This window comes from Streptomyces sp. NBC_01669 (assembly GCF_026339735.1).
GTDB classification, from domain to species: domain Bacteria; phylum Actinomycetota; class Actinomycetes; order Streptomycetales; family Streptomycetaceae; genus Streptomyces; species Streptomyces yanii.
On the sequence record NZ_JAPEQG010000002.1, the window covers coordinates 318272 to 340675 of the forward strand.

General features: G+C 69.5%; 20 protein-coding genes and 1 pseudogene. 11 read left to right on the forward strand and 10 right to left on the reverse strand.

The window, feature by feature from the left end; translation table 11 throughout:
* Positions 1–132: 132 nt before the first annotated feature.
* The 3 genes from OG972_RS42195 to OG972_RS42205 form a co-directional block, all read right to left on the reverse strand.
* Positions 133–912: a hypothetical protein gene (locus OG972_RS42195; protein ID WP_266991593.1), complete on the reverse strand. Its 780-nt coding sequence runs from the start codon at positions 910–912 to the stop codon at positions 133–135.
* Positions 913–1271: 359 nt separating this feature from the next.
* Positions 1272–2408 carry a hypothetical protein gene (locus OG972_RS42200; RefSeq protein WP_266991594.1) on the reverse strand — a complete coding sequence of 379 codons (1137 nt, stop codon included), beginning with the start codon at positions 2406–2408 and terminating at the stop codon, positions 1272–1274.
* Between the two features lie 304 nt (positions 2409–2712).
* Positions 2713–3114 (reverse strand): hypothetical protein, encoded by a 402-nt coding sequence (locus tag OG972_RS42205; RefSeq protein WP_266991596.1) that lies wholly within the window; start codon positions 3112–3114, stop codon positions 2713–2715.
* A gap of 98 nt (positions 3115–3212) precedes the next feature.
* On the opposite strand from OG972_RS42205, the gene OG972_RS42210 reads away from it, so the two are divergent.
* Positions 3213–4286: an integrase core domain-containing protein gene (locus OG972_RS42210; RefSeq protein ID WP_266991597.1), complete on the forward strand. Its 1074-nt coding sequence runs from the start codon at positions 3213–3215 to the stop codon at positions 4284–4286.
* 125 nt (positions 4287–4411) lie between these two features.
* Here OG972_RS42210 and OG972_RS42215 read toward each other — a convergent pair whose 3' ends face one another.
* Positions 4412–4636, reverse strand: a complete 225-nt coding sequence (locus tag OG972_RS42215; protein WP_266991599.1) for a zinc ribbon domain-containing protein — start codon at positions 4634–4636, stop codon at positions 4412–4414.
* A gap of 858 nt (positions 4637–5494) precedes the next feature.
* Here OG972_RS42215 and OG972_RS42220 point away from each other — a divergent pair.
* Positions 5495–6082 (forward strand): HAD family hydrolase, encoded by a 588-nt coding sequence (locus OG972_RS42220; protein ID WP_266991601.1) that lies wholly within the window; start codon positions 5495–5497, stop codon positions 6080–6082.
* Positions 6083–6516: 434 nt separating this feature from the next.
* On the opposite strand, the gene OG972_RS42225 is transcribed toward OG972_RS42220, so the two are convergent.
* Positions 6517–7854 (reverse strand): lipopolysaccharide assembly protein LapB, encoded by a 1338-nt coding sequence (locus OG972_RS42225; RefSeq protein ID WP_266991603.1) that lies wholly within the window; start codon positions 7852–7854, stop codon positions 6517–6519.
* A gap of 189 nt (positions 7855–8043) precedes the next feature.
* Here OG972_RS42225 and OG972_RS42230 point away from each other — a divergent pair, with 189 nt between their 5' ends.
* Complete coding sequence (locus tag OG972_RS42230) at positions 8044–8265, forward strand: hypothetical protein (RefSeq protein WP_266991604.1); 222 nt, start codon at positions 8044–8046, stop codon at positions 8263–8265.
* A 577-nt stretch (positions 8266–8842) separates the two neighbouring features.
* On the opposite strand, the gene OG972_RS42235 is transcribed toward OG972_RS42230, so the two are convergent.
* Positions 8843–9157, reverse strand: a complete 315-nt coding sequence (locus tag OG972_RS42235) for a hypothetical protein (RefSeq protein ID WP_266991606.1) — start codon at positions 9155–9157, stop codon at positions 8843–8845.
* 298 nt (positions 9158–9455) lie between these two features.
* Between OG972_RS42235 and OG972_RS42240 the strand changes: the two genes are divergently transcribed.
* Entirely contained in the window at positions 9456–11111 is a 1656-nt protein-coding gene (locus OG972_RS42240) for an IS1182 family transposase (protein ID WP_266991537.1), read from the forward strand.
* A 52-nt stretch (positions 11112–11163) separates the two neighbouring features.
* On the opposite strand, the gene OG972_RS42245 is transcribed toward OG972_RS42240, so the two are convergent.
* Positions 11164–12360: an RNA-guided endonuclease TnpB family protein gene (locus OG972_RS42245; RefSeq protein ID WP_266988933.1), complete on the reverse strand. Its 1197-nt coding sequence runs from the start codon at positions 12358–12360 to the stop codon at positions 11164–11166.
* Between the two features lie 485 nt (positions 12361–12845).
* Here OG972_RS42245 and OG972_RS42250 point away from each other — a divergent pair, with 485 nt between their 5' ends.
* On the forward strand, positions 12846–13586 hold the full coding sequence (locus tag OG972_RS42250) for an alpha/beta hydrolase (protein ID WP_266991608.1): 741 nt from the start codon (positions 12846–12848) through the stop codon (positions 13584–13586).
* 267 nt (positions 13587–13853) lie between these two features.
* Here OG972_RS42250 and OG972_RS42255 read toward each other — a convergent pair whose 3' ends face one another.
* Positions 13854–14675: an MFS transporter gene (locus OG972_RS42255; RefSeq protein ID WP_266992952.1), complete on the reverse strand. Its 822-nt coding sequence runs from the start codon at positions 14673–14675 to the stop codon at positions 13854–13856.
* A gap of 41 nt (positions 14676–14716) precedes the next feature.
* Positions 14717–15809: pseudogene (locus OG972_RS42260) on the reverse strand (integrase core domain-containing protein).
* A gap of 195 nt (positions 15810–16004) precedes the next feature.
* Between OG972_RS42260 and OG972_RS42265 the strand changes: the two are divergent.
* The 6 genes from OG972_RS42265 (at position 16005) to OG972_RS49705 (ending at position 21450) form a co-directional block, all read left to right on the forward strand.
* Positions 16005–16661 (forward strand): DUF998 domain-containing protein, encoded by a 657-nt coding sequence (locus OG972_RS42265; RefSeq protein WP_266991610.1) that lies wholly within the window; start codon positions 16005–16007, stop codon positions 16659–16661.
* Positions 16658–17533: a hypothetical protein gene (locus OG972_RS42270; RefSeq protein WP_266991612.1), complete on the forward strand. Its 876-nt coding sequence runs from the start codon at positions 16658–16660 to the stop codon at positions 17531–17533. The genes OG972_RS42265 and OG972_RS42270 overlap by 4 nt, the downstream gene beginning before the upstream one ends.
* 12 nt (positions 17534–17545) lie before the next feature.
* The gene (locus OG972_RS42275) at positions 17546–18790 is read left to right on the forward strand and encodes a glycosyltransferase (protein WP_266991614.1); all 1245 of its coding nucleotides are present in this window, start codon (positions 17546–17548) and stop codon (positions 18788–18790) included.
* Positions 18762–19466, forward strand: coding sequence for a response regulator transcription factor (locus tag OG972_RS42280; RefSeq protein WP_266991616.1), 705 nt, complete (start codon positions 18762–18764; stop codon positions 19464–19466). The genes OG972_RS42275 and OG972_RS42280 overlap by 29 nt, the downstream gene beginning before the upstream one ends.
* A 31-nt stretch (positions 19467–19497) precedes the next feature.
* Complete coding sequence (locus OG972_RS42285; RefSeq protein ID WP_266991618.1) at positions 19498–20613, forward strand: cell wall metabolism sensor histidine kinase WalK; 1116 nt, start codon at positions 19498–19500, stop codon at positions 20611–20613.
* A 162-nt stretch (positions 20614–20775) separates the two neighbouring features.
* Positions 20776–21450, forward strand: coding sequence for an RICIN domain-containing protein (locus tag OG972_RS49705; RefSeq protein ID WP_353961665.1), 675 nt, complete (start codon positions 20776–20778; stop codon positions 21448–21450).
* Positions 21451–21959: 509 nt separating this feature from the next.
* On the opposite strand, the gene OG972_RS42290 is transcribed toward OG972_RS49705, so the two are convergent.
* Positions 21960–22331 (reverse strand): helix-turn-helix transcriptional regulator, encoded by a 372-nt coding sequence (locus OG972_RS42290; protein WP_266991620.1) that lies wholly within the window; start codon positions 22329–22331, stop codon positions 21960–21962.
* Positions 22332–22404: the final 73 nt, after the last annotated feature.

A 22404-nucleotide genomic window follows, 5' to 3' on the forward strand; every position in this document is an offset into this window, starting at 1 on the left:
CGGACCTTGCTTGAGTGCAAGGAGTTCCGACTCCTGCGGGGTCGGCCACAGGTCGACGAGGTACTGAAGTCCCCGGTCCGGCCGGTCCGGATGATGACGCTTCTGCGAGGGGAAGCAGTCCGCGCACGTCGCCTACCGCACGGCGACGTGATCCCCGGTCGACGACTTCGCCCCGGAGGTGGAGTTCCCGTAGTACGTCCACCGCCACGTCCCCGAACCGGTGGCCTTCACCGTGGTCCTGAGCGCCCCCGTACTACTCGACGTCGCCTTCTTGACCGTCGTGTACGAGGAGGCGCCCGCCGCCTTGAACTGCAGGCTCACCGTGCGGCCCGCGTACCCCTGGTACGTGTGGGTGTCCCAGTTCGCCCGTGTGACCCGCCCGGTCACGGTGATCGTCTTCCCTCTCGCGACCGGCTCCGGCGAGGCGTTGACAGTGACGCGTGTGGCCCGCTTGACCTGCAACGGGAGGTCCTCGTCGTCAGTGTCGTGGGCGTCACCGGCGAGAAAAACCCGAGCAGCAGTTCCCCAGGTGCCGGCGTCCTCGTTCCCGAAGTCAAGGTTCCGCGGGTCGATGTACAGCCATTCCTCGAAGTCGCAGATTCCGTTCGCCCTGTCCACGACCTCACAGTCGCTGGTGATGACGGAGCTGTGCAGCGTCTCCCCAGTGTCGAGCTTCCCCCGGTAGGGGAACACCGTCGGCCCGAAGTCGTATCTGAGCCTGGTCGTCATCCGGAAGACCGCATGCACCTCGACCTCCTCCGTGACCCCGATCACGATCGGCTTCCCGCCGTTCACCGCGACCCGGGTGAAGGAGACCCCGCCCTCCGCCGCCCCGGCCGGCACCGCCGCCACCCCTGTGAACACGACCGCCGCTCCACCGGCCACCACCGCTCTCCACATCGTCTTCCCCATCTTCGAGCCCGCCTTTCCCCTGCAGCCTGGACCGAGCGCCCAGGCGCACCGGCCGGAGGTTCATCCTCGCGCCTGACTGTGGGACAGGGGAGGGCCGTACGCGGTTGTACGCGGTGCGACAACGATTTGATCACCACGGCATCGCCCTGGCCCGGTTCCCGGGAGGGGGGCCCGATGGCTTCACGGAGGATCCGTTGATCAGCCTTCCGCATTCCGCACGTCTGCAGCGACGCATTTCTGAACGGCACAAGCACCCATCCGAGTTGCTTCGGAGGAAGCCGCTTGGTGGCGAGCGTCTACTACGCTGCGCTGCGCGGACTCCGGGCCGCCTGCTCTGCTTGCCGTACCCCACGGCTTGCCTACCGGATCGCCGGGTCCCGACTCTCGCGGACCGTCCAGCCGATCTCGCCCGGCAGTTCCCCAGCGCGGCGGGTGACGCCCAGGCCGGAGGCGGCCACGGCCACCGCCGTGCCGAGGCAGAGCAATGAGCCAGGGAAGCCCGCCACGGCGCCGAGCAAAGCTGGTGCGGCCAGCGCGAACGCGGCGAGCAGCCAGACGAGTTGGCGTCCGTGCAGATCCTGGCGGAACTTCGCGCGGCCAGCCAGGGCGAGGCTCGGGTGGTCGGGAGAGGTGGGGTGCAGGTTGACGGGAGCGCCGTTGACGGGGTCGGCGAGGTACTGGCGGGCGGCATCGCGGGAGAGCTCGCCCCACACCACGTGCCCGGTGTCGGCGACGAGGGCTACGGGGAGTCCCTCCTCGATCAGCTTCCAGCGCGTCGGCAGGCACACCCAGGCCTGGTGGCTGCCGAGTTGAAGTCCGGCCTGGAGCAGGTCCGTGGTGGTGCGCGTCAGGCCGGTGCCGCCGCCCGCCGGATACATCGGATAGACCTGTAGTGGGACGCCACCCCCGACCGGTGACACTTCGAGCCAGTGCGTGTGCTCGGCCTTGATCGTGCCGGGCTTGTCGCCGCGCTTCTCGTACCGCTTCCAGATGGGTGCCCCGATCCGTACGCGCACGGCGTGCACCTGCCCTGCGGCGGCGTCCGTGCATAGGACGCGCTGACGGGGGCCCAGCCGGTGCCCCAACAGGTCGGTCACGACGTAGACGAGCAGCCAGAAGCCGAGGCCTATCCCTACGATGACGGCGAGGCCTGTCAGCGCCCCCTCGTACAGAGCGAATCCGAACCGCAGTACGGCGAGCGGAGTGACGATCGTCAGCACCACGCCCGCCGCCAGGCCCCAGTCGTGGGGCGGTTGGCGTAGCGAGCGCGGGATCGAGGCCTGCGCCGGCACAGGCGACTCGACCCGCACCGTGGGCGCCGCCCGGCACGCGAGTATCCATCCGCCGGCGGCCAAGGCAGCGACCCCGAGGGCCTCGATGATGTCCCACCTGGGAGTGGGCGCGTCATGCCGTACGAGGGCAAGACCGACCGCGACGGTCACCGCGACGAGCGCGGCACCGCCGCACAAGCGGGTAAGGACTGTGGCACGTCGCATGGCGCACCTTTCTCCGAGGCTCCGGTGACGGGGTGGTCCGGGGAGTGGGGGGGAGGGGTGCGCTATTCCGTCTGGTTCAGATGGGGGCAGGACATTCTCGGCCTGACATCGCGGAGAAGTAAAGGGTCAGCCGAGCCGAAGGCTCTGCACCGACTTGAACACGGTCGCCGCGCCAACGGCAGTACTGACGGTAACGCGAACGGACGACGACAGCCTGCCAGGCCAGCGGCCCGCGCATTACGTACACCACGGCGGCGACGTCGACGGCGGCCAGCGCTAACTGACGGCCGGCCAACCCGGCAGGCTACGCGCTCCGTGCGTCGGCGAGCTTGTCCAGCTCGCGCATCGCCTCCGCGTGGGCGCTCATCCGCCTGCTCACACTGCCGCTCGTGAAGAGCGCCACACCAGCGACCGACACCGGCACGGACAACCCGAGCACCGCCAGGGCTTCAGGCCAGTCGCGCTCGTCCTGACACCAATCCCCCCTTTGCAGGCCGTCATTGGCCGTACCACGTTCGGTCAACAACCGTGACTCGCACTCCGCGGGGTAACGGTCGCCGGGCTTCTCATCGACCTCGTATGGCGTGAGCAGCAACAGGGCACACCATGTCCACTGGAGCGCCGCCACAGCCAACAGACCGATACCCCAGGCTCGTATCCGCCCGGCCCTGTCGCGGAAGTCGAGGTCGTACTCACGTGATCGCATGGCGAGCGAATCTAGCAGCGTGTTATCGCAGCCAGGCGGGCGCCCTGTAGTACTCCCGAAACTCGGCCACGGGCCCGGAGCTGCGATGATGGAGGACCATGCTGATTCGGCTGATCTACCGGTTCGCCGTCGCGGTGCTGTCCTGGCTGGTGCTGCTGGCCAGATGGTCGGCGTCGAAGAACGCCGAGATACTCGTACTGCGCCAAGAGGTCGCGGTCTTGCGGCGTGCCAACCCGAAGCCGCGGCTCCATTGGACCGACCGGGCTGTGTTCGCGGCGTTGTCCAGGATGCTGCCGAAAGCGTTGCGGCTGCACCGGATCGTCACCCCAAGCACGCTGCTGCGGTGGCACCGCCGCATGGTCGTCAAGAAGTGGACCCAGCCCCGGTCACCGGGACGTCCACCGCTCGACGACGAACTCGTACAGCTGATCGTCCGCCTCGCCACCGAGAACCGGACCTGGGGCGTGGTCCGGATCCAGGGCGAGCTGCGCCGCCTGGGGCATCGCCTCGGAGCGGGCACGATCCGAAGAATCCTGCGCGGCCGCCGGATCCCGCCGCCGACCGCACGCGACGACCGGTGGCGCACGCTTCTTCAGGCCCACGCCGAGTCGATCCTGACGATGGACTTCTTCCACGTGGACTGCGCGCTCTTCCTGACTCGGCTGTACGTGGCGTTCGTCATCGAGCACCGCACCCGCCGGGTCCACCTGCTGGGCGTGACCCCGTACCCGACCAGCGCCTGGGCCACGCAGCTGGCCCGGGACTTCACTGCTGATCTCGAGCAGACCCGGCACCGGTTCCGTCGTCTGATCCGGGACCGTGACACCAAGTTCACCGAGGCCTTCGACGCCGTACTCGCCGCGAGCAGGATCGACGTGCTGCTCACGGCTCCCCAAGCGCCGCGGATGAACGCGATCGCCGAGCGGTTCGTGCGCACCGTCCGCGCCGAGTGCACCGACCAGATGCTCATCGGCGGCGAGCGCCACCTGCGCACGGTCCTTGACCACTACGTCGCTCACTACAACGGCGGGCGCAGCCATCAAGGCGCCGGACTGAGCCTGCGCGCCCCCGACGATGAGCCGAACGTGATCCCGTTCCCGGTCCGGGCGGGGCGGACCCGCCGGGTACCCGTTCTCGGTGGGCTGATCAACGAGTACGAAGCCGCAGCGTGAACCACCAGGTGAGACTTGGTGACTGAGTTTCGGAAGTAGTACGGGTCTCACCAGGGGGCTCCTCACCTGGCGGAACACGAGCGAGCGCGTTCGTGCCCTTGAGGTCATTCCGTTGTCCGTCCACATCACCCACGGGCCCGGTTGAACCGGAGGTCACGGTTGACGAACAGGTGGACGTAGCCGCACGACTGGCAGATCAGGCCGGTCGCCGACTCGTTCGCCCAGGCCAGGTCGAAGAGCTCCATCCCCGTGCTGTTCAGCTTGACCTCCCGCTTGCGGAACGTGTCGTTGTCGCACATCAGGCAGTGGATCGGGTGCTCTCCGATCGCCGCGTGCACAGACTTGGCCATGCTGGTTCCCCTCTTCCTGCGTTAGTTCTGGCGGTGCGCGGGCGCGGCTGCACCGTCGGACCGCGACGCATGCCGTCCGGTGGGACGTGTGCGCAGGTGGCGCGGGTCCGTCGCGCCGCAGGAGCCTGGGCAGCACCTGGTCACCGCCAGCGACTACGTCCTGGGGCATGCAGGTGCGCTCGGTGCGGATACGGCTGGTGCCGGTGAGACTCAGCTCGCCGGAGCCCAAAGCCTCGATCCCGACCTCGTCGAGGTCCCCGGCACGCCTGGCCTGCGCGGCGAGCCGGTTGTGCAGCACCGTGTACGGGTGCTGGTTGCTTCCGGCGCTTACTCGGTTCCGCTCCTTGTACCCTGGTGGATGTGGGTCCGGTGCCGTCAACTCCCCCCGTTTGTCGGCACCGGAACCTCTTTTGTCCGCTCCCCCGCGGCGGGCAGCGCCTGACGGCGCCGTTCAGAAGCTGACCCTCAGGTTCCACGCCGTCGACGTTCGACGCGTCGACACGGAAGCGGCGTTGCACCTTGGCCGGTTACCCGTCTCGGCGACGGCCTATGTGATCATCGTGGCCGCCCCATCGCTCCCCCTGTCCCGTCGCGGTTTCCGTCTTCCAGCATCAGGCCCACGCCCCTGCCTCCGGTGGGGCCATCCTGAAGCAGGACCACGGCCCTAGGCATTGCCGCTGCCCGGCAGTCTTTGACGTCGTCTTGATGCCGGGCGCGAACCCTGACGGACGGCGTGCCAGTCTTGGTCCCCGCGCGTCAAGAACTCGTCAGCGACGCGTCAGTAATCGGGGAGGGACCGTAACGGAGAGGGAGCCGGCCGAGGAGTAACTGGAGGGGTACGCCGAGATCCTGGCGGGTGTGTGCGCGACCCGCCGCAGGCTCACCCGGGAGGAGCGCGAAGCCCTGGGTTCGCTCGGGGAGCGGGCCGCGGAGGCCGGCATCGGACTGCGGACCCTGGTCCGGGCCCACCTCTCCGCCGCCCAGCGGATGCGCCCCGGCCTGCCCCAGAGCGCCCAGGTGTCGCAGGCGCAGGCGCGTGAGCTGGGAATGGCACTTGCTCAAGCGCCGTTCTGGGCCGACGAAGTGGTGGTGGCCCTGCTTCGTCGGGTGCGGGCACACATGCCCCTGGTCCTGGTAACGAACGCGACCCTGGAGTTGGAGAACGACCTGGCGTCGTTGGGACTGGAGGACTTCGCAGACCATGTCGTCAGCAGCGCCCGGGTGGGGGTAGCCAAGCCGGACCGCAAGATCTACGAGATCGCGGCTGAACGAGCGGGCGTCGCGATGGACCGGTGCCTCTTCGTCGATGACCGACGGGAGAACGTCGACGCCGCAGCCGCGCTGGGAATGACTGGCGTGCACTACCGCGAGTCTGAGGATCTCCGCGAGTCGGTGAGCTTCCTGTTGGACGGCCAGGTTGGCTACCTCACTCACCGGCAACATTGAGTGAGACAAGACTGAGGAAACCCGGGAGACAACGTCACCTGAGAACACCGGCTGAATCCGTCTCACAAGCCGTTGCATACGTACAGGTCGCAGCATCAAGGGACGGCAAGATCGAATGAGATGGGACATCGGGCCATCCGGCGCTGCTTGGTTGGTGTCCCGTCTCAGGCGAACGACGACCATGGTGCCGTGTCGGGTGCCGATCATCCCGATCGTGGTGACCTTCCAGTCGAGCTGCCAGGCCGCTTTACGCATCGCGGCCCGGATCAGTTCCACCCCGCCCAATCCGACGGCCTCCTCGTCATCCAGGTTCACCTGGTACGAGCCGCCGAATCCACCGGCGCCTTCCGGGCAGTTGCGGCGCAGCAGGGGCACGAGGGCTTCGGCCATGGCGGTGCAGCGCGGGTCCTTCGCGTACAAGGCCATCGAGGGCCTCAGAACGGGGGATCGTCGCGCCAGGTGCCGTCCGACAGCTCGGGCGGCCGGGGGGTGCGCCGCTGGAGGACGGCCAGGGCGTCCTCGACGCGGCCGAGGTCGATGAGGTAGCCGGCCAGGTCATGGCTGTTCGTGGAGGCGTGCTGTTCGAGGACGGCGACGGCCTCCTCGGTGCGTCCGGCGCCGGCGAGCAGCTCGGCGATGTGCGGCGCCGCGTACGAGGTGGCGCCCTCGAGATGGGAGCGGGCCTGTGCGATCGCTTCGTCGACGCCGTCGCGGGCGGCGATCAGCGGCAGCCGTATCCAGTACAGGTCCCACTCCTCCTCGCCCCCGCGGGCGGCGGCGAGGGCGTCGAGGTGCGCAAGGCCGTCCTCGGGGCGGCCCTGGTCGAGGTACAGGTCGGACAGAGTATGGAGGATCCAGTCGTCCCCGTTGCGGGCGTCGGCCTGGACGCGCATCACGTTGATCGCTTCATTCCCCCGGCCGTGCCGGGCCAGGAGCTGCGCGAGCTCGCAAGCCGAGTTGGGGTCGTGGGCCACGGGTCCGTCGGCCTGCCGGTATGCCGCGATCGCCCCCTCCACGTCGCCGCGCTCCTCCAGCAACCTCGCGAGCCGTTGTACGGCGTACCGCGAGTCATCAGTCGCCGCAGCTGCCCGCAGCTCGCCGAGCCGGCCGTGCCGTGCCAGCAGCGCGGCCAGTTGCTCACCGTTGGTGCTGCCGGTGCGCAGCAGGGCGATCGCCTCGTCGGTGCGGCCCTGGCGCTCGCGGATCGTGGCGAGCAGCCCGATCGCCGTGTCGCGATCGAGGCCTCGGCAGCACCACGGGAAGTCGGAACACTGGTGCTCGGTCCGGGCGGCGAGCAGCGCGGCGGCTTCCTCGTCGCGGCCGGCAGCGGCCGCGATGTCGACCAGTGCCTCGGCGAGGGATAGCTCGCCGATGTGCGGGCGCAGCAGGGCGAACGCCTTCTCGGCACGGCCGTGCCGGGCGAGTAGGCGGGTGTAGGACTCCAGCGCCATTGGGTGCCCGGCCTCCATGCGGACCCGGGTGATCTCGATCGCCTCGTCGACGCGGCCCCAGCGCTCCAGCAGCTCGGCCGCGGCTACGACGGCCGTCCACCAGCCGGTTGCTAGATACGGGGCGAGCAGCTCCAACGCGTCGGCCTGCCGGCCCTGCTCACCCAGCAACCTCGCCCACGCCAGCGCGCAGAACCACTCCCCGCGTCCGGCCTGCAGCTCCACCACGTCGACGTGGCCGCGCTCGAGCAGCCGCAAGACCAGCTCCGGCGGGATGCAGCCGGACCGTGTCTGGGCCCGGTAGTCAAGATCAGTAGCGTCCACGGCCACGCACCATAGCGCTTGCCCCTGACACCTTGCCGACACCACCGGCGGTTTCGAATACAGCACAGTTGGAATGACGCTCCCCGCCAGTCGGCGCCTCCGCCGGGCAGCTTGCGACGTTCGCCCTGGAAGACGACGGCCGTACGTACACGATCAGTACCAGCGGTGTGCGGTGGCGGCGGTCCCTGGATGAACGGCCGTACCGGCACCAAAGTCTCGGTACGGCACCTGCCTCACCACGACGACACCATCGAAGTCTTCGACACCGCGACCGGCCGCCACCTCGGTTCGGCGTTCCTGGCCGCAGCGGCGAGCCGGGAGCAGATCCGCTGCCGACGGCTCCGAGGCGGCGAGACACCCACTTCCGTCCAGGCCCGCGCCGCCGCCCTCGGCATCCCCCTCCCCGACTGACCCCAGCACGGCAGGCGCAGCGGCGCCTGTGACGAGGCTCGGTGGTGCCAGCACCAGAGGCGGGCGCGGCAGGCTGCGTGGAGCTCTAGGCTCTGCGCATGACTCGACGTATCGGTCGGGGCGGGCGCAAGGGGCAGACGCATACCGCCGCTCCCCGGCTTCGCTCTTACAGCATCCCGCCGGCCTCAGCGGTCACGGTGACTCGCGCGGACGGCGCGGCAGAGACCGCTCCCGCGCGGAAACCGCAGGCCACTGAGGGACCGCGGCCCAAGCGAGGACCGTTGATCTGCGCGATGTGCGGTGACCCGACGACGGAGTCCCCGACCGTGTACAGCCGGGCACGCGGTACGCGGGGGAAGCCGGTGCACGCGTCGTGCGATCCGACGGCTACGACGGAGCGGCCCAGGCGTCCGCCCCGGCAGCAGGATCTGACGCCGCCGGTAGTCGGCCGCATCGCTCCCGGTGCCGACCCGGCGACTGCCTGGATCAATATTTCTTGTACGCAGTGCTCGGCCCAGCCGGGGCAGCGGTGCACCGTCCGCTACAGCGACGGGACGGGTGGGGAGGCGAAGAGCCCTCATCGGGAACGGGCCTTGGCCGCGAGGAAGGCCGCAGCGCCCAGGTGAGTGGACGCCTGGGCACAGGCGGTTCCAGGCAGCGGGCCGGGCGGAATAGGGCGGTAGCGGTGCGCGGCAACGTGGTAGTTGCTCTGCCAGTGGAAGCCCCAGCCGGGGAACCGGTGGGGGTCGATGCGGTTGAGCTCTGTCCCGAGAAGCTTTCGTAGGAGGCGCCCGCCTCGAGCCAGTCCCCCCAGGCAGCTGAGCGCCCCGTGCTGGGACTCGCCCAACCCGCGCAGCAGCTTCCGCCAGGGCTTGACGGCTCCCTCGTCCACTGCGGGGATCAGGATGCGACGCCTTCTCGCGGAGCGTCGGCCGGTGTGGCGGCCGGGGCTCGTTCCCGTTCGGGGGCCATTTACACCAGAGCCCTCAACACGGGGGCCTTGCGGGGATACTTGGCACGCATGGGGGCGCGCGCGTGTGGGCCACTGGCTTATCTCACGAGAACCGACAGCACTAGTACTTGACATCCTCCCCCTCGTGAACGACTCCGTTGGGAAATCCGTAAACCGGTGATGCCGAGTGTGCCGGGCTGCCATGATCGGCCTGTTCGCCGATCGAGGGTGGGGCTGGATGTCGCTGGAGCCGCGGGCTGATCGTGGAGTGCCGGAGCTGACTGCGCGGGTGGTGCGGGCTTCGTTCCCGAAGGGGACGCTTGCGGTCCGTGTTCGTGAGGCGCTCGGTCCGCTGTTCGAGGACGAGTCCTTCGCCGAGGCGTTCCCCGGACGGGGGCGGCCGGCGGTCTCGCCTGGGGCATTGGCGCTGGTGTCGGTGCTGCAGTATGCCGAGGGGCTCACCGACCGGCAGGCCGCTGACCAGGTCCGGGCCCGGATGGACTGGAAGTTCCTCCTCGGTCTTGAGCTGGACGACCCGGGGTTCGACTTCTCCGTCCTTTGCGACTTCCGTGCCCGGCTGCTCGAGCACGGTCTGGAGGAGAAGGTCCTGGACCTGATCCTTGAGCGCATCTCCGGGCTCGGGCTGCTGCGCGCGGGGGGCCGTCAGCGGACCGACTCCACCCACGTGCTCGCGGCGGTGCGGACGTTGAACCGGATGGAGTTCGTGGGCGAGACCCTGCGGGCTGCGCTGGAGGCCCTGTCAGCGGCGGCCCCGCAGTGGCTGTCCGCGCTGGTCACCGAAAACTGGGTCAGACGATACGGCGCCCGGATCGACTCCTACCGCTTCCCCAAGGGGGAGAACGTGCGCCAGGAGTGGGCCGAACAGGTAGGCCGTGACGGCTTCACGATCCTTGAGGCCGCCTTCGCTCCCGGCTCTCCGGACTGGCTGCGGGAGATCCCCGCCGTCCAGGTCCTGCGCCGGGCCTGGGTCGAGCAGTACCACCGTGATGGCGAGGGGGTGCACTGGCGGGAGGGCAAGGACCTCCCGCCGGGCAGACGCCGACTGTCCTCGCCCTACGACCCGGACGCCCGCTACGGCGTGAAGCGGGGATCGGGCTGGTGCGGCTACAAGACGCACCTGAGCGAGACCTGCGAACCCGATGTCCCACATCTGATCACCCACGTGGTGACCACGGATGCGACGGTCGCCGACACCGAGCTGACCGACGTGGTCCACCAAGGCCTGGCCGCACGGAAGTTACTTCCAGGCGAGCACGACGTGGACGCCGGCTATGTCACCGCCGCGCACATCGTCACCGCCCGGGACGAGTACGGGATCGAGCTGGTGGGGCCGGTCGGACTGGACACCTGCCACGAGAACCACGAAGGCGAGCACTTCACGCAGAGCGCCTTCACGATCGACTGGCAGACCAAGAAGGTCACCTGCCCCCAGGGCAAGATCAGCGCCAGCTGGTCCGACCAGCGAAAAAGCAGCGGAACTCCCATCGCGCGGGTGCACTTCACCGCCCAGGACTGCGGGAACTGCCCCGTGCGCGAGAAGTGCACCAAGGCAGCGAACGGCAAATGGGGCCGCAGCCTGACCCTGCTCCCCCAAGACCAGCAGGAGGCGCTGGAAGCGCGGCGCCGCGAGCAGCTGACCGACGAGTGGCAGCAGCGTTACAACATCCGCGCCGGCGTGGAGGGCACGATCTCCCAGGCAGTGCGGCGCACCGGCATCCGCCGGACCCGCTACACCGGCCTGCCCAAGACTCACCTCGGCAACGTCCTCGCCGCCACGGCGATCAACATCATCCGCCTCGACGCCTGGCTCGACGACACACCCATCGGCAAGACCAGAACCACACATCTCGCCGCACTTGACCTGACCGCCTGACCGTCAGCCGATTCGCGGATTTCCCAACGGAGTCGTGAACGAGGGGGATTCCTCACTTCGCAGTGAAGGTTTCCTGCTTCGCAGCAAGTTGCCCCGTCCGGGAGGACTCCCGTTGAGGTCTTACACCCGCTCCACAGGCCGTAACCGCCAGCCCGGCGGCCAGAATGTTGCGTGCCGCGTTCACATCGCGGTCATGCGTGGTGCCGCAGTCGCACGTCCACGCGCGGACGTTCAACGGCAGTTTCTCCCGGATGGTGCCGCACGCGGAGCACAGTCTGGTGGAGGGGAACCAACGGTCGACGGCGACCAGGTTCCTTCCGTACCAGGTGCACTTGTACTCCAGCATCGAGCGCATGTCGGTCCAGGCCGCGTCCGAGATGGCGCGGGCGAGACTCCTGTTCCTGACCATGTTGCGGACGCTCAGGTCCTCGATCACGATCGTTTGGTTCTCACGAACGAGCCGAGTGGTGAGCTGGTGCAGGAAGTCCCGGCGCCGGTCGGCGATCCGGGCATGCACCTTGGCGACCTTGACGCGGGCCTTGTCCCGGTTGCGGGAGCCCTCCTCCTTCTTCGCCAGGACCCGCTGCGCCCTGGCCAGGCGTGCACGGTCTTGGCGTTCATGGCGTGGGTTGGTGACCTTCTCCCCGGTGGACAGCGTCACGAGGCTGGTGATTCCGGCATCGATCCCGACCGCCGTATCCAGCCTCGACAGGGGCTTGACGGACGCGTCCTCACACAGCATGGACACGAACCAGCGGCCCGCGCTGTCCTGGGACACGGTCACCATGGACGGCTCCGCCCCCGCCGGGAGCGGCCGGGACCACACGATCGCGAGCGGGTTCCTCATTTTCGCGAGCGTCAGCACACCGTCGCGGTACGTGAACGCCGACTTGGTGTACTCGGCGGAGCGGCGGGTCTTCTTCTTCGACTTGAACCGGGGATACTTCGCCCGGCCCTCGAAGAAGTTCGAGAACGCCCCTTGCAGATGCCGCAGCGTCTGCTGCAACGGCACCGACGACACCTCGGACAGGAAGGCCAGCTCGTCGGTCTTCTTCCACTGCGTCAGCATCGCCGAGGTGGCGTTGTAGTTCACCCGCTCCTGACGCTGGAACCACGCCACCGTGCGGGCTTCCAACGCCAGGTTGTAGACCTTGCGGACACACCCGAACGTGCGCGACAGCTCCGCTGCCTGCTCGTTCGTGGGGTGGAAACGGTACTTGAACGCCCGCTTCACCAGCTCGGTCTTCACATCTCACAAACTATCAGATCCGTTCGTGAACACCGAACGGCCAGAACGGATACGCACCCGGACTCCGCCGCTTCGCGGCTACGGGCCAAGGATGCGTTTCCTCCCCGAGCTGAAGCACGGGGTATCCACGCAAGGAATTTGGGATGAGATTGGGAGGCGTCGGCGGCACGTCGTGTTCGATGTTCATGAGAAACGACAGCGCCCCCAGCGCGCCCCGCCGTCGCTGGGCCTCGCCTCGGGAAGCCGCGATGAGGCCTCAAGTAGCTCTGCGTAGTGTTCAGACTCCTTGGCGTCCGGCCAGGGAGCCCGCGCAAGAATCCGTTTGGCGGACCACGGCGGCCACTGCTACTTTTCCGGAGGCCGTGCGAGAGAACGAGGAGGTGGTACCCGTGAACGTATTCACATGGGTGCTCTCCTCCGGGGTCACGGTCGGGCGATAGGTCGTCCGGGAGCGCCGTTCAAGGGCACTCCCGAAAGGCACGACCATGCACTTCACTTCTGAACAGCGTCTCGATGGCGGCGTCCTCGAGCGCGAATTCACCCTCGGCGAGATCCCCGGCATCCTGTGGATGCCCGCATCCGCATCTGCATCCGCACCGGTGCCGCTGATCCTGCTCGGCCACCCCCCGCTCGGACTGCACAAGATGTACCCCCGGCTGGCGGGACGGGCCCGGCACGCCGCAGCGGATGGCTTCGCCGCGGCCACCATCGAGCTCCCCGGAAGCGGTGACCGGCCCCGTTGGGCCGCCGTCGAGCAGGCCCGCGCCGACCTGCGCAGGGCGATGAAGGCCGGCGAGCCGGTCGGCGACGAGATCATCGACGCCCTCATCCTCCCGCTCGTCGAAAAGTCCGTCCCGGAATGGCAGGCCGCCCTGGACGCCCTCCTGTCGCTGCCCGAGATCGGCGGCCCGGTCGGGTACTCGGGGGGAGTGATCTCCATCGGGACCCGACTGGCGGTGGTCGAGCCGCGCATCTCGGCCGCCGTTCTGTTCGCCGGAAGTTTCGTCCCTCGCGCCATGTTCGAGGAGGCCCGCCAAGTCACCATTCCGCTGCACGTCCTACTGCAGTGGGACGACGAAGGGAACGACCGGCAGGCGGCCCTGGACCTGTTCGACGCCTTCGGTTCCGAGGAGAAGACGCTGCACGCCAATATGGGCGGGCACACCGGCGTCCCGCAGTTCGCGGGGGACGCCGCGGCCCAGTTCCTCGCCCGACACCTGAAGTAAGGCCGGGCCCCCAGGCCACCAGCCGACGGTAAGCCGTGTTGGCCAGAATGCTGCTCATCTAGGGGCAGGTCCCGGCGCTCCTCTGTTGTTCATGCCGCGGGCCCCTGCCAACTTGGCAGGGGCCCGCGCTGCCCGAAGCCATGAACTGTTCGATTTCTGCAGTGCTTCGGGTGCTGCCCAATCTCGTGTCCAGATGCTGTCGGTTCTCGTGAACAAAGCCAGTCCCCTGAATGTGCCCCATCTGGTCAGCGCGTTGGCCGGACGCGCTCAGTTGGCCGGGGGAAGGCCGGTGCGGCGCGCGAGTGCGACGGTCAGGACGGACGCGGCGAGTAGGGCGGACGCCGTCCACGGCAGTGCCCCGGTTCCGGCACCGGTGAGGGCCACGCCGCCGAGCAGCGATCCGCCGGCCATGCCGATGTTCCAGCCGGTGACCCACAGAGAGTTGGCGGTGTCGGGGTCCTGGGGTGCCGCTCTGACTCCTGCGGTCTGCATCAGCGTGGGGATGCCGCCGTGGGTCGCGCCCCAGAGGAGTACGCCAAGCAGAACGGCCGCCGTGCTGTACGCGAACAGGCCGAGGGACGCCAGACACAGGGTGGCCAGGGTCAGCAGGCCGAGTGTCGCAGTGCGCAGTCGGCGGTCGGCAGTGATTCCGGCGATCCAGACGCCGCCCATGGAGCCGAGGCCGAAGACGAAGAGCACGGTCCCGGTGCTGACGTCCAGTGCCGCCCGCTCCACAAAGGGCGCGATGTAGGTGTAGAGCACGTAGAAACCGAGGACTGTCGCGATAGAGGCGGTGTTGATGGCGGCGATCCCGGGCGTTCTGATCGTGGCCAGCAGCCCTCCGCCGCGCCGCACTCGCTCTCCGGGCAGTTGGGGGAGGCGCCAGAGTGCCGCGGCGGCCAGGGCGAGGGCCAGCACGGTGAGCAGTCCGAACGTCCATCGCCAGCCGATGAGCCCGCCGAGCGCGGTGCCGGCCGGAATGCCGAGCGAGAGCCCGACGGTCATGCCCGCCAGCGCGGTGGCGATCGCCTTGCCGCTGCGCTCCGGGGCCAGGCGCGCGGCGTAGGCGGGGACCATCGCCCATAGCAGTCCGGCGAACTCTGCGGGTGCCGATTAATCATCCGACCTGCTCAGGCGGCATGCTGGTACTCATGCAGGGTTCCGCCGAGCCGGTCTCGTCGGTGGACCTCCAGATACGCGATCTGCCCTGGTTCGGTGATCGGTTCAGGTAGCGGGCGGAGCGGGGCGGCTTGGCCGAGGGGCCGGTGCGGCCGATGCCCGTTGTAGAACGATTCGAACTCTTGGAGCACGTGCAGGAGGTGGCTTTCGTTCCAGATCAAGGTGCGGTCCAGCAGCTCCCTGCGGCAGGTCTGTGTCCAGCGCTCCATGATGGAGTTCATTCGGGGCATCCGGACACCGCTGGTGACGACCTCCAGCCCGGCGTCGGCGAGCACGGCGTCGAAGGCCTGTGTGAACTTCGAGTCCCGGTCGCGGATCAGGAACCTGGCCCGGCCGCCTGCGTCCTGCAGGTCCATGACGAGGTTACGCCCCAGCTGCACGATCCACTGCGCGCCGGGGTGCGCGGTGGCGCCCAGGATCCGCACGCGCCTGGTGGCGTGCTCGATGACGGCGAAGACGTACAGGCGCGCGCCGGTCAGGGTGCGGGTCTCGAACAGGTCGCAGGCGAGCAGCGCGTCGGCCTGGCTGCGCAGGAAGTCGGCCCAGGTCGTGCTCTGCCGTTCGGGCGCGGGCGGGATGCCGTGCTCGCGGAGGATCTCCCAGACCGTAAAGGCGGCGACCTTGATGCCGAGAGCCGCGAGCTCGCCGTGGATGCGGCGGTACCCCCACGAGCTGTTCTCGTGGGCCAGGCGCAGCACGAGGGCGCGGATCGAGCGGACGGTGGGCGGGCGCCCGCGGCGCTTGGGCGCGCAGGTCGCGGCGTGGCGTCGCTTGAGCAGGTTGCGGTGCCGGCGCACGATCGTGTCCGGGCGTACCAGCAACAGGAGGTGCCGCAGCTTGTCCATGGGGAGGTGGTGGAGCAGGCCGACGAGGACCGCGCGGTCGGTGTCGGTGAACCTGGGCCGGCCGACCTGGCGCTGCAGGACCAGCAGTTGGTGCCGCAGCGCGAGGATCTCGACGCCTTTTGTCCCGATCGCTCATCGGCAGCAGGCGCAGGAGCGCGAAGGTGTTGGTCACGGCGAAGCAGGTCAGGCGCAGCAGCACGACAGATCATGATGCCGCCCGGCACCTGTCCCGTGAAGATCGCGGGACGAGCAGCGGGTGCCGCCCAGAGATCGGCGCCCAAGCTGCCACCTGCACGGATGATTTATCGGCACCCGCAGTGTTGGCGTTCCGCTTCATGAAAGCTTCACGGACGGACTCGTAGGTGCCACACGATGCTCCGGTTGCCTACGGGGCATGGACGGGTCTCACCTCACACGCAAACTCGCCGTCGCGGCGCATGCCGGGCTGGCCGGGTCGCTGCTCGGCGCCGCCGCCCTGCACGTCGGCTGGGCGAAGCAGGTGGATGCGGTCCGGCACACGGTGAGCGACTACGCGCTGAGCGACGGCGCGGGGCTGGTCTTCACCGGAACCGTGGCCTGCCTCGCGGCGGGATCGACGGCGCTGCTCGCCGGACTCGTCCGGTCCGGGCTGCCGCTCAAAGCCGCGGAGACCGCCCTGCTGGGGACGTGGTGCGGCGGGATGGCCCTCACCGCCGTCTTCCCCACCGACCCGGAGGGCAGCGCCCCCTCCACGCGCGGGATGGTGCACCGGTACGCCGCGGGCGGCGCCGTGGCGGCGCTCCCGGCCGCCGGATTGCTGATCGCCCGGCAGCTCGGGGAGCTGCCCGGTTGGGAGGCGACGGCGCGGTCCCTGCGCCGGACCTCCTGGGCGAGTACGGCGGCCGGCTTCGGCTTCCTCTGCGCGCACCTGTGTGCCACGGCCCCGGCCACCCCCGCGGCACGGTCCATCGCCGGTCGGCTTGGACTGGCCGAGCGGGTGACGCTCGGGCTGGAGGCGGGCCTGCTGTTCGTGCTGGCCGGTGCGGTGCGGGCGAAGCGGGGCCGGAAGTGACCTGGCTCGCCGGCGTCCTGGCGGTCCTGGACTCGTGCTGCTTCGCGGCCGGAACCCGGCTGCAGCACTCCGCCTCCGCGAGCCCGGCGTCCTTGACGACCGTGGTCCGGCGGCCCCGCTGGCTGGCCGGGCTGGGGCTCTTCGCCGCGGGCGCGGTCCTGCACGTCAACGCGCTGCGGCTGGCCCCGCTGACCGTGGTCCAGCCGGCCGGGGTGCTCGGGATCGTGGCGAGCGTGCTCTGGGGGCTCAGGACACAGGGCGCCCGGCTGCGACGCGGCACTGCGTGGGCGCTGGCGGCGATCCTCGTCGGGGCAGGCTCGTTCGCGGTACTCGCCGCCCTGGTCACCGTGTCCGTCCCGGTCACCACGGCGGCGCAGATCCAGGCGGGTGCGGGGGTCTGCGCCGTGGTGGCCGTCTGCCTGCTGTCCGGCCGTCTGTTCAATGGCCGCAGCCGGTGCCTGGTCCTGGGCATGGGCGGCGGCGCGGCGTACGGCTACACCTCGCTGCTGACGCGGGCCGCGACGGAGCAGTACGCCGCGCAGGGTGTGACCGCGGGCCTGCTCGGCACGCTCGCCGGTCTCGCCGTGGCGGTCCTCGCGGGCTTCTGGCTCGTGCAGCACGCCCACGCCTCGGGCCCGCCCGAGATCACCGTGGCCTCGCTCACCCTCGTGGACCCGATGGTCGCCGTCGCCATCGGCGTCGGCCTGCTCGGCGAGGCCCCCGGCCTGACCCCGCTGACCGCCGGTGCGGGTCTGGCCTGTGCCGCCCTCGCGGTCGGCGGAGTCGTCCGTCTCTCGCGTGATGTGCCCACCGTCTCGTCCCCTTCCCCTGATTCCTCCCCCCTTCCGTCCCTTCCCCTCCCCTTTGCCTGATAGGAGCACCACATGCCCGGCAGCCCCCGGCAGCGGATCGTCATCGGCGCGGACACCTATCCGCCCGACGTCAATGGCGCCGCGAACTTCGCCCACCGCCTGGCCATCGGGCTCGCCGGCCGAGGCCACGACGTCCACGTGATCTGTCCCTCTGCCGGCGCCGGTCCCGAGCGCGCCACGGTCGACGGGGTGACCGTGCACCGGCTCGCCTCCCACCGCACCCCGTTCCACCCCGCCTTCCGCATCAGCCTGCCCTGGCAGATCCGCGGCTCGGTCACCCGGCTGCTGGACCGGGTCGCACCCGACGTGGTCCACGTCCAGTCCCACTTCGCGGTGGGCCGGACGCTGACCGCCGCCGCCCGCCGCAAGTCCATATCGGTGGTGGCGACCAACCACTTCATGCCGGAGAACCTCATCGGCTACACCCGCATCCCCGACCGGATCGCCGACGCCGCCTGCCGACTGGCCTGGAGCGACTTCGTGCGGGTCTTCCGTCGCGCCCAGATCGTCACCGCCCCCACCCCCCGCGCCGTACAGCTGCTGCACCAGCACGGCCTGGGCAGCACCGCCCGCGCCGTGTCGTGCGGCCTCGACCTGCACCGATTCACCCAGGCCACGGCGAAGAGAGGGGACGAGGGACTGCGCGTGCTGTTCGTGGGCCGGCTCGACGCGGAGAAGAACGTGCACGAGCTCCTGCGCGCCCTGCCGCTCCTGCCCGCAGAACTCCGGGTCACCGCGGAGATCGTGGGCGACGGATCCTGCCGCCGCGACCTGGAGGCACTCGCCCTCGAACTCGGCATCGCCGACCGCGTCACCTTCCACGGCCTGGTCAGCGACCAGGCCGTCCTGGACGCCTACGTCCGCTGCGACGTGTTCTGCATGCCCGGCACCGCCGAGCTGCAGAGCCTGGTCACCATGGAAGCCATGGCCGCCGGGAAGCCCGTCGTCGCCGCCGATGCCATGGCCCTGCCCCATCTGGTGCACCCCGGACGCAACGGACTGCTCTTTCCGCCCGGCGACGTCCCGACCCTGGCCTCGGCCCTCGGTTCGGTCCTGGGTGACACTGAAGCCCGTATCCGCATGGGCGAGGCCAGCCGCGAGATCGTCGCCCACCACGACATCGGACGCACCCTGGACACCTTCGAAGACCTCTATCAGGAAGCGGCCGGACACCTGCGGTCGACGGTCGCCCAGCGCCTCCCGAAGGCCCGTGAGAACAGAGAACAGCATGAGTACGCAGCGCATTCTGATCGTTGACGACGAGCCCAAGATCCGGATGACGGTGCGCGGCTATCTGGAGGCGGACGGCTTCGAGGTCGTGGAGGCGCAGGACGGCCCGTCGGGCCTGTCCGCGGTCGTCACCGGGCAGCCCGATCTGGTCGTGCTCGACGTGATGATGCCCGGCCTCGACGGGTTCGCGGTACTGCGCCGGATCCGCGCGACCAGCAAGGTACCGGTGATCCTGCTCACCGCCCGGGCTGAGGAGGTGGACCGGGTCATCGGCTTCACCGCGGGCAGCGACGACTACGTCACCAAGCCGTTCAGCCCGCGCGAACTCGCCCTGCGGGTACGGGCCATCCTGCGGCGCGCGGACGGCCCGCCCGAGGCCACCGAGGACCGGACGCTGCGCTTCGACGGACTGGTCATCGACCCGGACACCCGTACGGTCACTGCCGGCACCGATCGTACGGTGGAGCTCTCCGCGCTCGACTTCGACCTGCTGGTGGCCCTGGCCGGCACTCCCGGCCGGGTGTTCACCCGACGCGGGCTGATCGAGCACGTATGGGGCCGCGACTTCTTCGGCGACGAACGCGTGGTGGACGTCCACATCCGCACCTTGCGGCGCGCGCTGGGCGACGACGCGAGCGCGCCCCGCTTCGTGGGCACGGTCCGCGCCATCGGCTACCGCTTCCTCGCCCGCCCCGCCGCGTGACCACCCCGGTCGCCGAAAGGACTCTGACGACATGACGCTGCGCTTCCCGGCCCGCGTAGACCGGCTGGTACGGCGGCTGCCGCCCCTGCCGCTGACCATCCGCCTGGCGCTCTCCCACGTGGCGGTCCTGGTCGTGGCGCTCATGGCGATGAGCGTCGCCGCCGACACCTTCGACGTCTTCGACCGCCGCGGACTCGTCGGGCGCCCCGGGCACGTGGACTTCGACCCGCTGGTCGGGTCCGCGCTGACCGTCGGCGCGACTGCGGCGCTCGTCCTGTCCCTCGTGTTCTCCCGCTTCCTGCTACGGCCCCTGCGCCGGGTCCGCGCCGCAACCCACCGCCTCGCCGACGGACACTACGGCGACGTCCTCGGCGTACCCCGCGAGCCGGGACTCGCCGCCCTCGTCGAGGACGTCAACCGGCTGGCGGCCGCACTCGCCGACACCGAACGGCGCCGTGCCCGCCTGGTCTCCGAGATCGCCCACGAGATGCGCACCCCCATCACCATCCTCAGCGGCCAGATCGAGGGCATCGCTGACGGCATCTTCGCCCCCGACGACGCCATGTTCGCCTCCCTGACCGACGACCTCGCCCGGCTGCGGCGACTCGCCGACGACCTCTCCAGCCTCTCCCTGGTCGAAGAGAGCGCCTTCACCCTGCACCCCGCGCCCACCGACGTGACCGCGCTGGCCCAGGCCACCGCCGAGCGGCTGCGCCCCCAGTTCGACGACAGTCAGGTCGCGCTCCACGTGACCCCCGGCCCGCAAGTCACCACCCTGCTCGATCCGGGCCGTATCACCCAGGTGCTGGTCAACCTCCTCGGCAACGCCCTGGTCGCCTGCGACCCCGGAGGCCGGGTATCGGTCACCGTGCACACCAACCCCGACCCGACGGCCCACGTCGAGATCCGCGTCGAGGACACCGGGATCGGCATCACCGACCACGACCTGGCCCGAATCTTCGCCCGCTTCGAACGCATCGAGCACCCCGGACGACCAGCCCCCGCGGGCGGCAGCGGCATCGGCCTGACCATTGCCCGCGGCATCGCCCGAGCCCACGGCGGTGACATCAACGTCGCCTCCCTCGGCCTGGGTAGAGGCGCCACCTTCACGGTGCGTCTGCCGCTGCGGCAGACGCAGTCGGCGTAGGGCAGGTGGCATGTTGACCGAACTAAATCGGCCCAAGATGCAGGTCACCGGCGGGAGTGAATCTGGCGCGGATCATGGTTCTGGGGCTGTCAGTATCCCGGGGTGCTACTCGAACCGGGCTGTAATGTGGCCAACCTCGTCGTGCTTCCGATCGGGCGTCTGGTGGAGGCCGACGACCCCGTACAGCCGTACCGATTCACCGACGCCGACGTCAGGAGGTCGCGGCCGTCTCGGACTTCCTCAAGGACCACGATCCGCCAGTCCGACAAGTGCCTGACCGCCACCGCGAACGGGAGGACCAACCTCACCGACTGCGACGACACCCCCGCGCAGACCTGGCAGCCCGGAACCGACGGTTCCCTGCTCAACCCGGCATCCGGCCGCTGCCTGACCGTCCCCGGCTCGGACATCGCCAACGGAACCCCGGCGGAACTCGGGGACTGCGACGGCACGGTCAACCAGAAGTGGCAGGTGCCCAGCTTCGTCCCGCCGCACCAGCTCAAGATCGGCGGCTCAGGGGTCATCAAGCCCGGCTCCACAACCACCGTGACAACCACACCCGCGACGTCATGCATGTCGCCACGGCTATCAGGTACGACGCAAGGTTCTTCGTTACCAACGACGAGCAGATACAGAAGCGCTCCGATGCGCTTGCCGAATACTTCGACTGACCCACACCACCGAGAGACCCCGGACGCCGAGCACCACCTCACCGCGTTCGGCACCGGTGAATCACATGTACGGGGGTTGTTGTGGCGGTCTGAACAGACAAACCGCCACGGCGGGCCTGGCGCGACGGGCGAGTCGGGGGGAGACCACGACGCCCGGCCGGCGTGACGGCGGTGGCGTGGTGTTCGCCTTTGCCCACGTCCAGACCGAGGAAGGCACCGATGTCGCTGATGTCGATCACGCGCTTCCTCCGGTCGTCCTCACCCGGCCGTCCCACGGCAGCGATCGCCACATCCACATTACGAAGAGCCTCCCGACCTGCAAAAAGGCCGGTGGTCATTACCCCTAATCAGCGGTCTGTCGATGCCTCCGGAGCCGGTGACACCACCCCCCAAGACATGCGATCGACAGGGGGAGAAAGTCATGCCAACTCCGGAGGCCGGGCGCCCCATTGCGGGGCCACCAAAACGGTAATGGGGGGCCGGTGGGCACGTCTTCCCGGACCGGGGCACGCTGGGAAGGTGAAGATGGGCGGCGCTGGCCGCTACCGGGTTCGCCTGCGCGGGACTCGTCAGGCAACTGCACCGTGCCGGGTATCTGGCGCCGAAGCCGGTCCCCGTGCCGGGATGAGGCGACGTGCCGGGGACGCCTGGCCACGAGGGCTCGGCCCCGGTACCTCAGCCGACCGCGGGCGCGGGGATGTCGCGCAGCCCCAGCCGTAGGTGCTCGACGTGGTAGAGGGCCTGCTCCAGGAGTTCGGCGACGTGGTTGTCGTAGAGCGCGTAGATGACCGACCGGCCCTGACGCTCACCCGTGACCAGGCCGAGGTTGCGCAGCAGGCGCAGCTGGTGGGAACAGGCGGACTGTTCCATGCCCACGGCGTCGGCCAGTTCGGTGGCTGCGCACGGGCCCTCCTGCAGGCGGGCCAGGATCCTCAGCCGCGAAGGTGTGGCCAGGGCCTGGAGGGTGGCGGCCACGTCGGCGGCACCAACCGATTCCAGGCGCTCGCGTGCGGTGGCGGTGGTGTTGGCGTCAGCTCCGTGGCCCATGCCCGTTATCCTACGGACATGAAGACATGAATGTGTCTTCATGTGTTCCTGTACGGTGGAGGGGTGGCATGGG

What these genes read in the sequence shown, in the direction of transcription:
- OG972_RS42195 (WP_266991593.1), bottom strand. Translation starts at nt 912, where the DNA reads ATGGGGAAGACGATGTGGAGAGCGGTGGTGGCCGGTGGAGCGGCGGTC.
- OG972_RS42200 (WP_266991594.1), bottom strand. Translation starts at nt 2,408, where the DNA reads ATGCGACGTGCCACAGTCCTTACCCGCTTGTGCGGCGGTGCCGCGCTC.
- OG972_RS42205 (WP_266991596.1), bottom strand. Translation starts at nt 3,114, where the DNA reads ATGCGATCACGTGAGTACGACCTCGACTTCCGCGACAGGGCCGGGCGG.
- OG972_RS42210 (WP_266991597.1), top strand. Translation starts at nt 3,213, where the DNA reads ATGCTGATTCGGCTGATCTACCGGTTCGCCGTCGCGGTGCTGTCCTGG.
- OG972_RS42215 (WP_266991599.1), bottom strand. Translation starts at nt 4,636, where the DNA reads ATGGCCAAGTCTGTGCACGCGGCGATCGGAGAGCACCCGATCCACTGC.
- OG972_RS42230 (WP_266991604.1), top strand. Translation starts at nt 8,044, where the DNA reads ATGAACGGCCGTACCGGCACCAAAGTCTCGGTACGGCACCTGCCTCAC.
- OG972_RS42240 (WP_266991537.1), top strand. Translation starts at nt 9,456, where the DNA reads ATGTCGCTGGAGCCGCGGGCTGATCGTGGAGTGCCGGAGCTGACTGCG.
- OG972_RS42250 (WP_266991608.1), top strand. Translation starts at nt 12,846, where the DNA reads ATGCACTTCACTTCTGAACAGCGTCTCGATGGCGGCGTCCTCGAGCGC.
- OG972_RS42265 (WP_266991610.1), top strand. Translation starts at nt 16,005, where the DNA reads ATGGACGGGTCTCACCTCACACGCAAACTCGCCGTCGCGGCGCATGCC.
- OG972_RS42275 (WP_266991614.1), top strand. Translation starts at nt 17,546, where the DNA reads ATGCCCGGCAGCCCCCGGCAGCGGATCGTCATCGGCGCGGACACCTAT.
- OG972_RS42280 (WP_266991616.1), top strand. Translation starts at nt 18,762, where the DNA reads ATGAGTACGCAGCGCATTCTGATCGTTGACGACGAGCCCAAGATCCGG.
- OG972_RS42285 (WP_266991618.1), top strand. Translation starts at nt 19,498, where the DNA reads ATGACGCTGCGCTTCCCGGCCCGCGTAGACCGGCTGGTACGGCGGCTG.
- OG972_RS42290 (WP_266991620.1), bottom strand. Translation starts at nt 22,331, where the DNA reads ATGGGCCACGGAGCTGACGCCAACACCACCGCCACCGCACGCGAGCGC.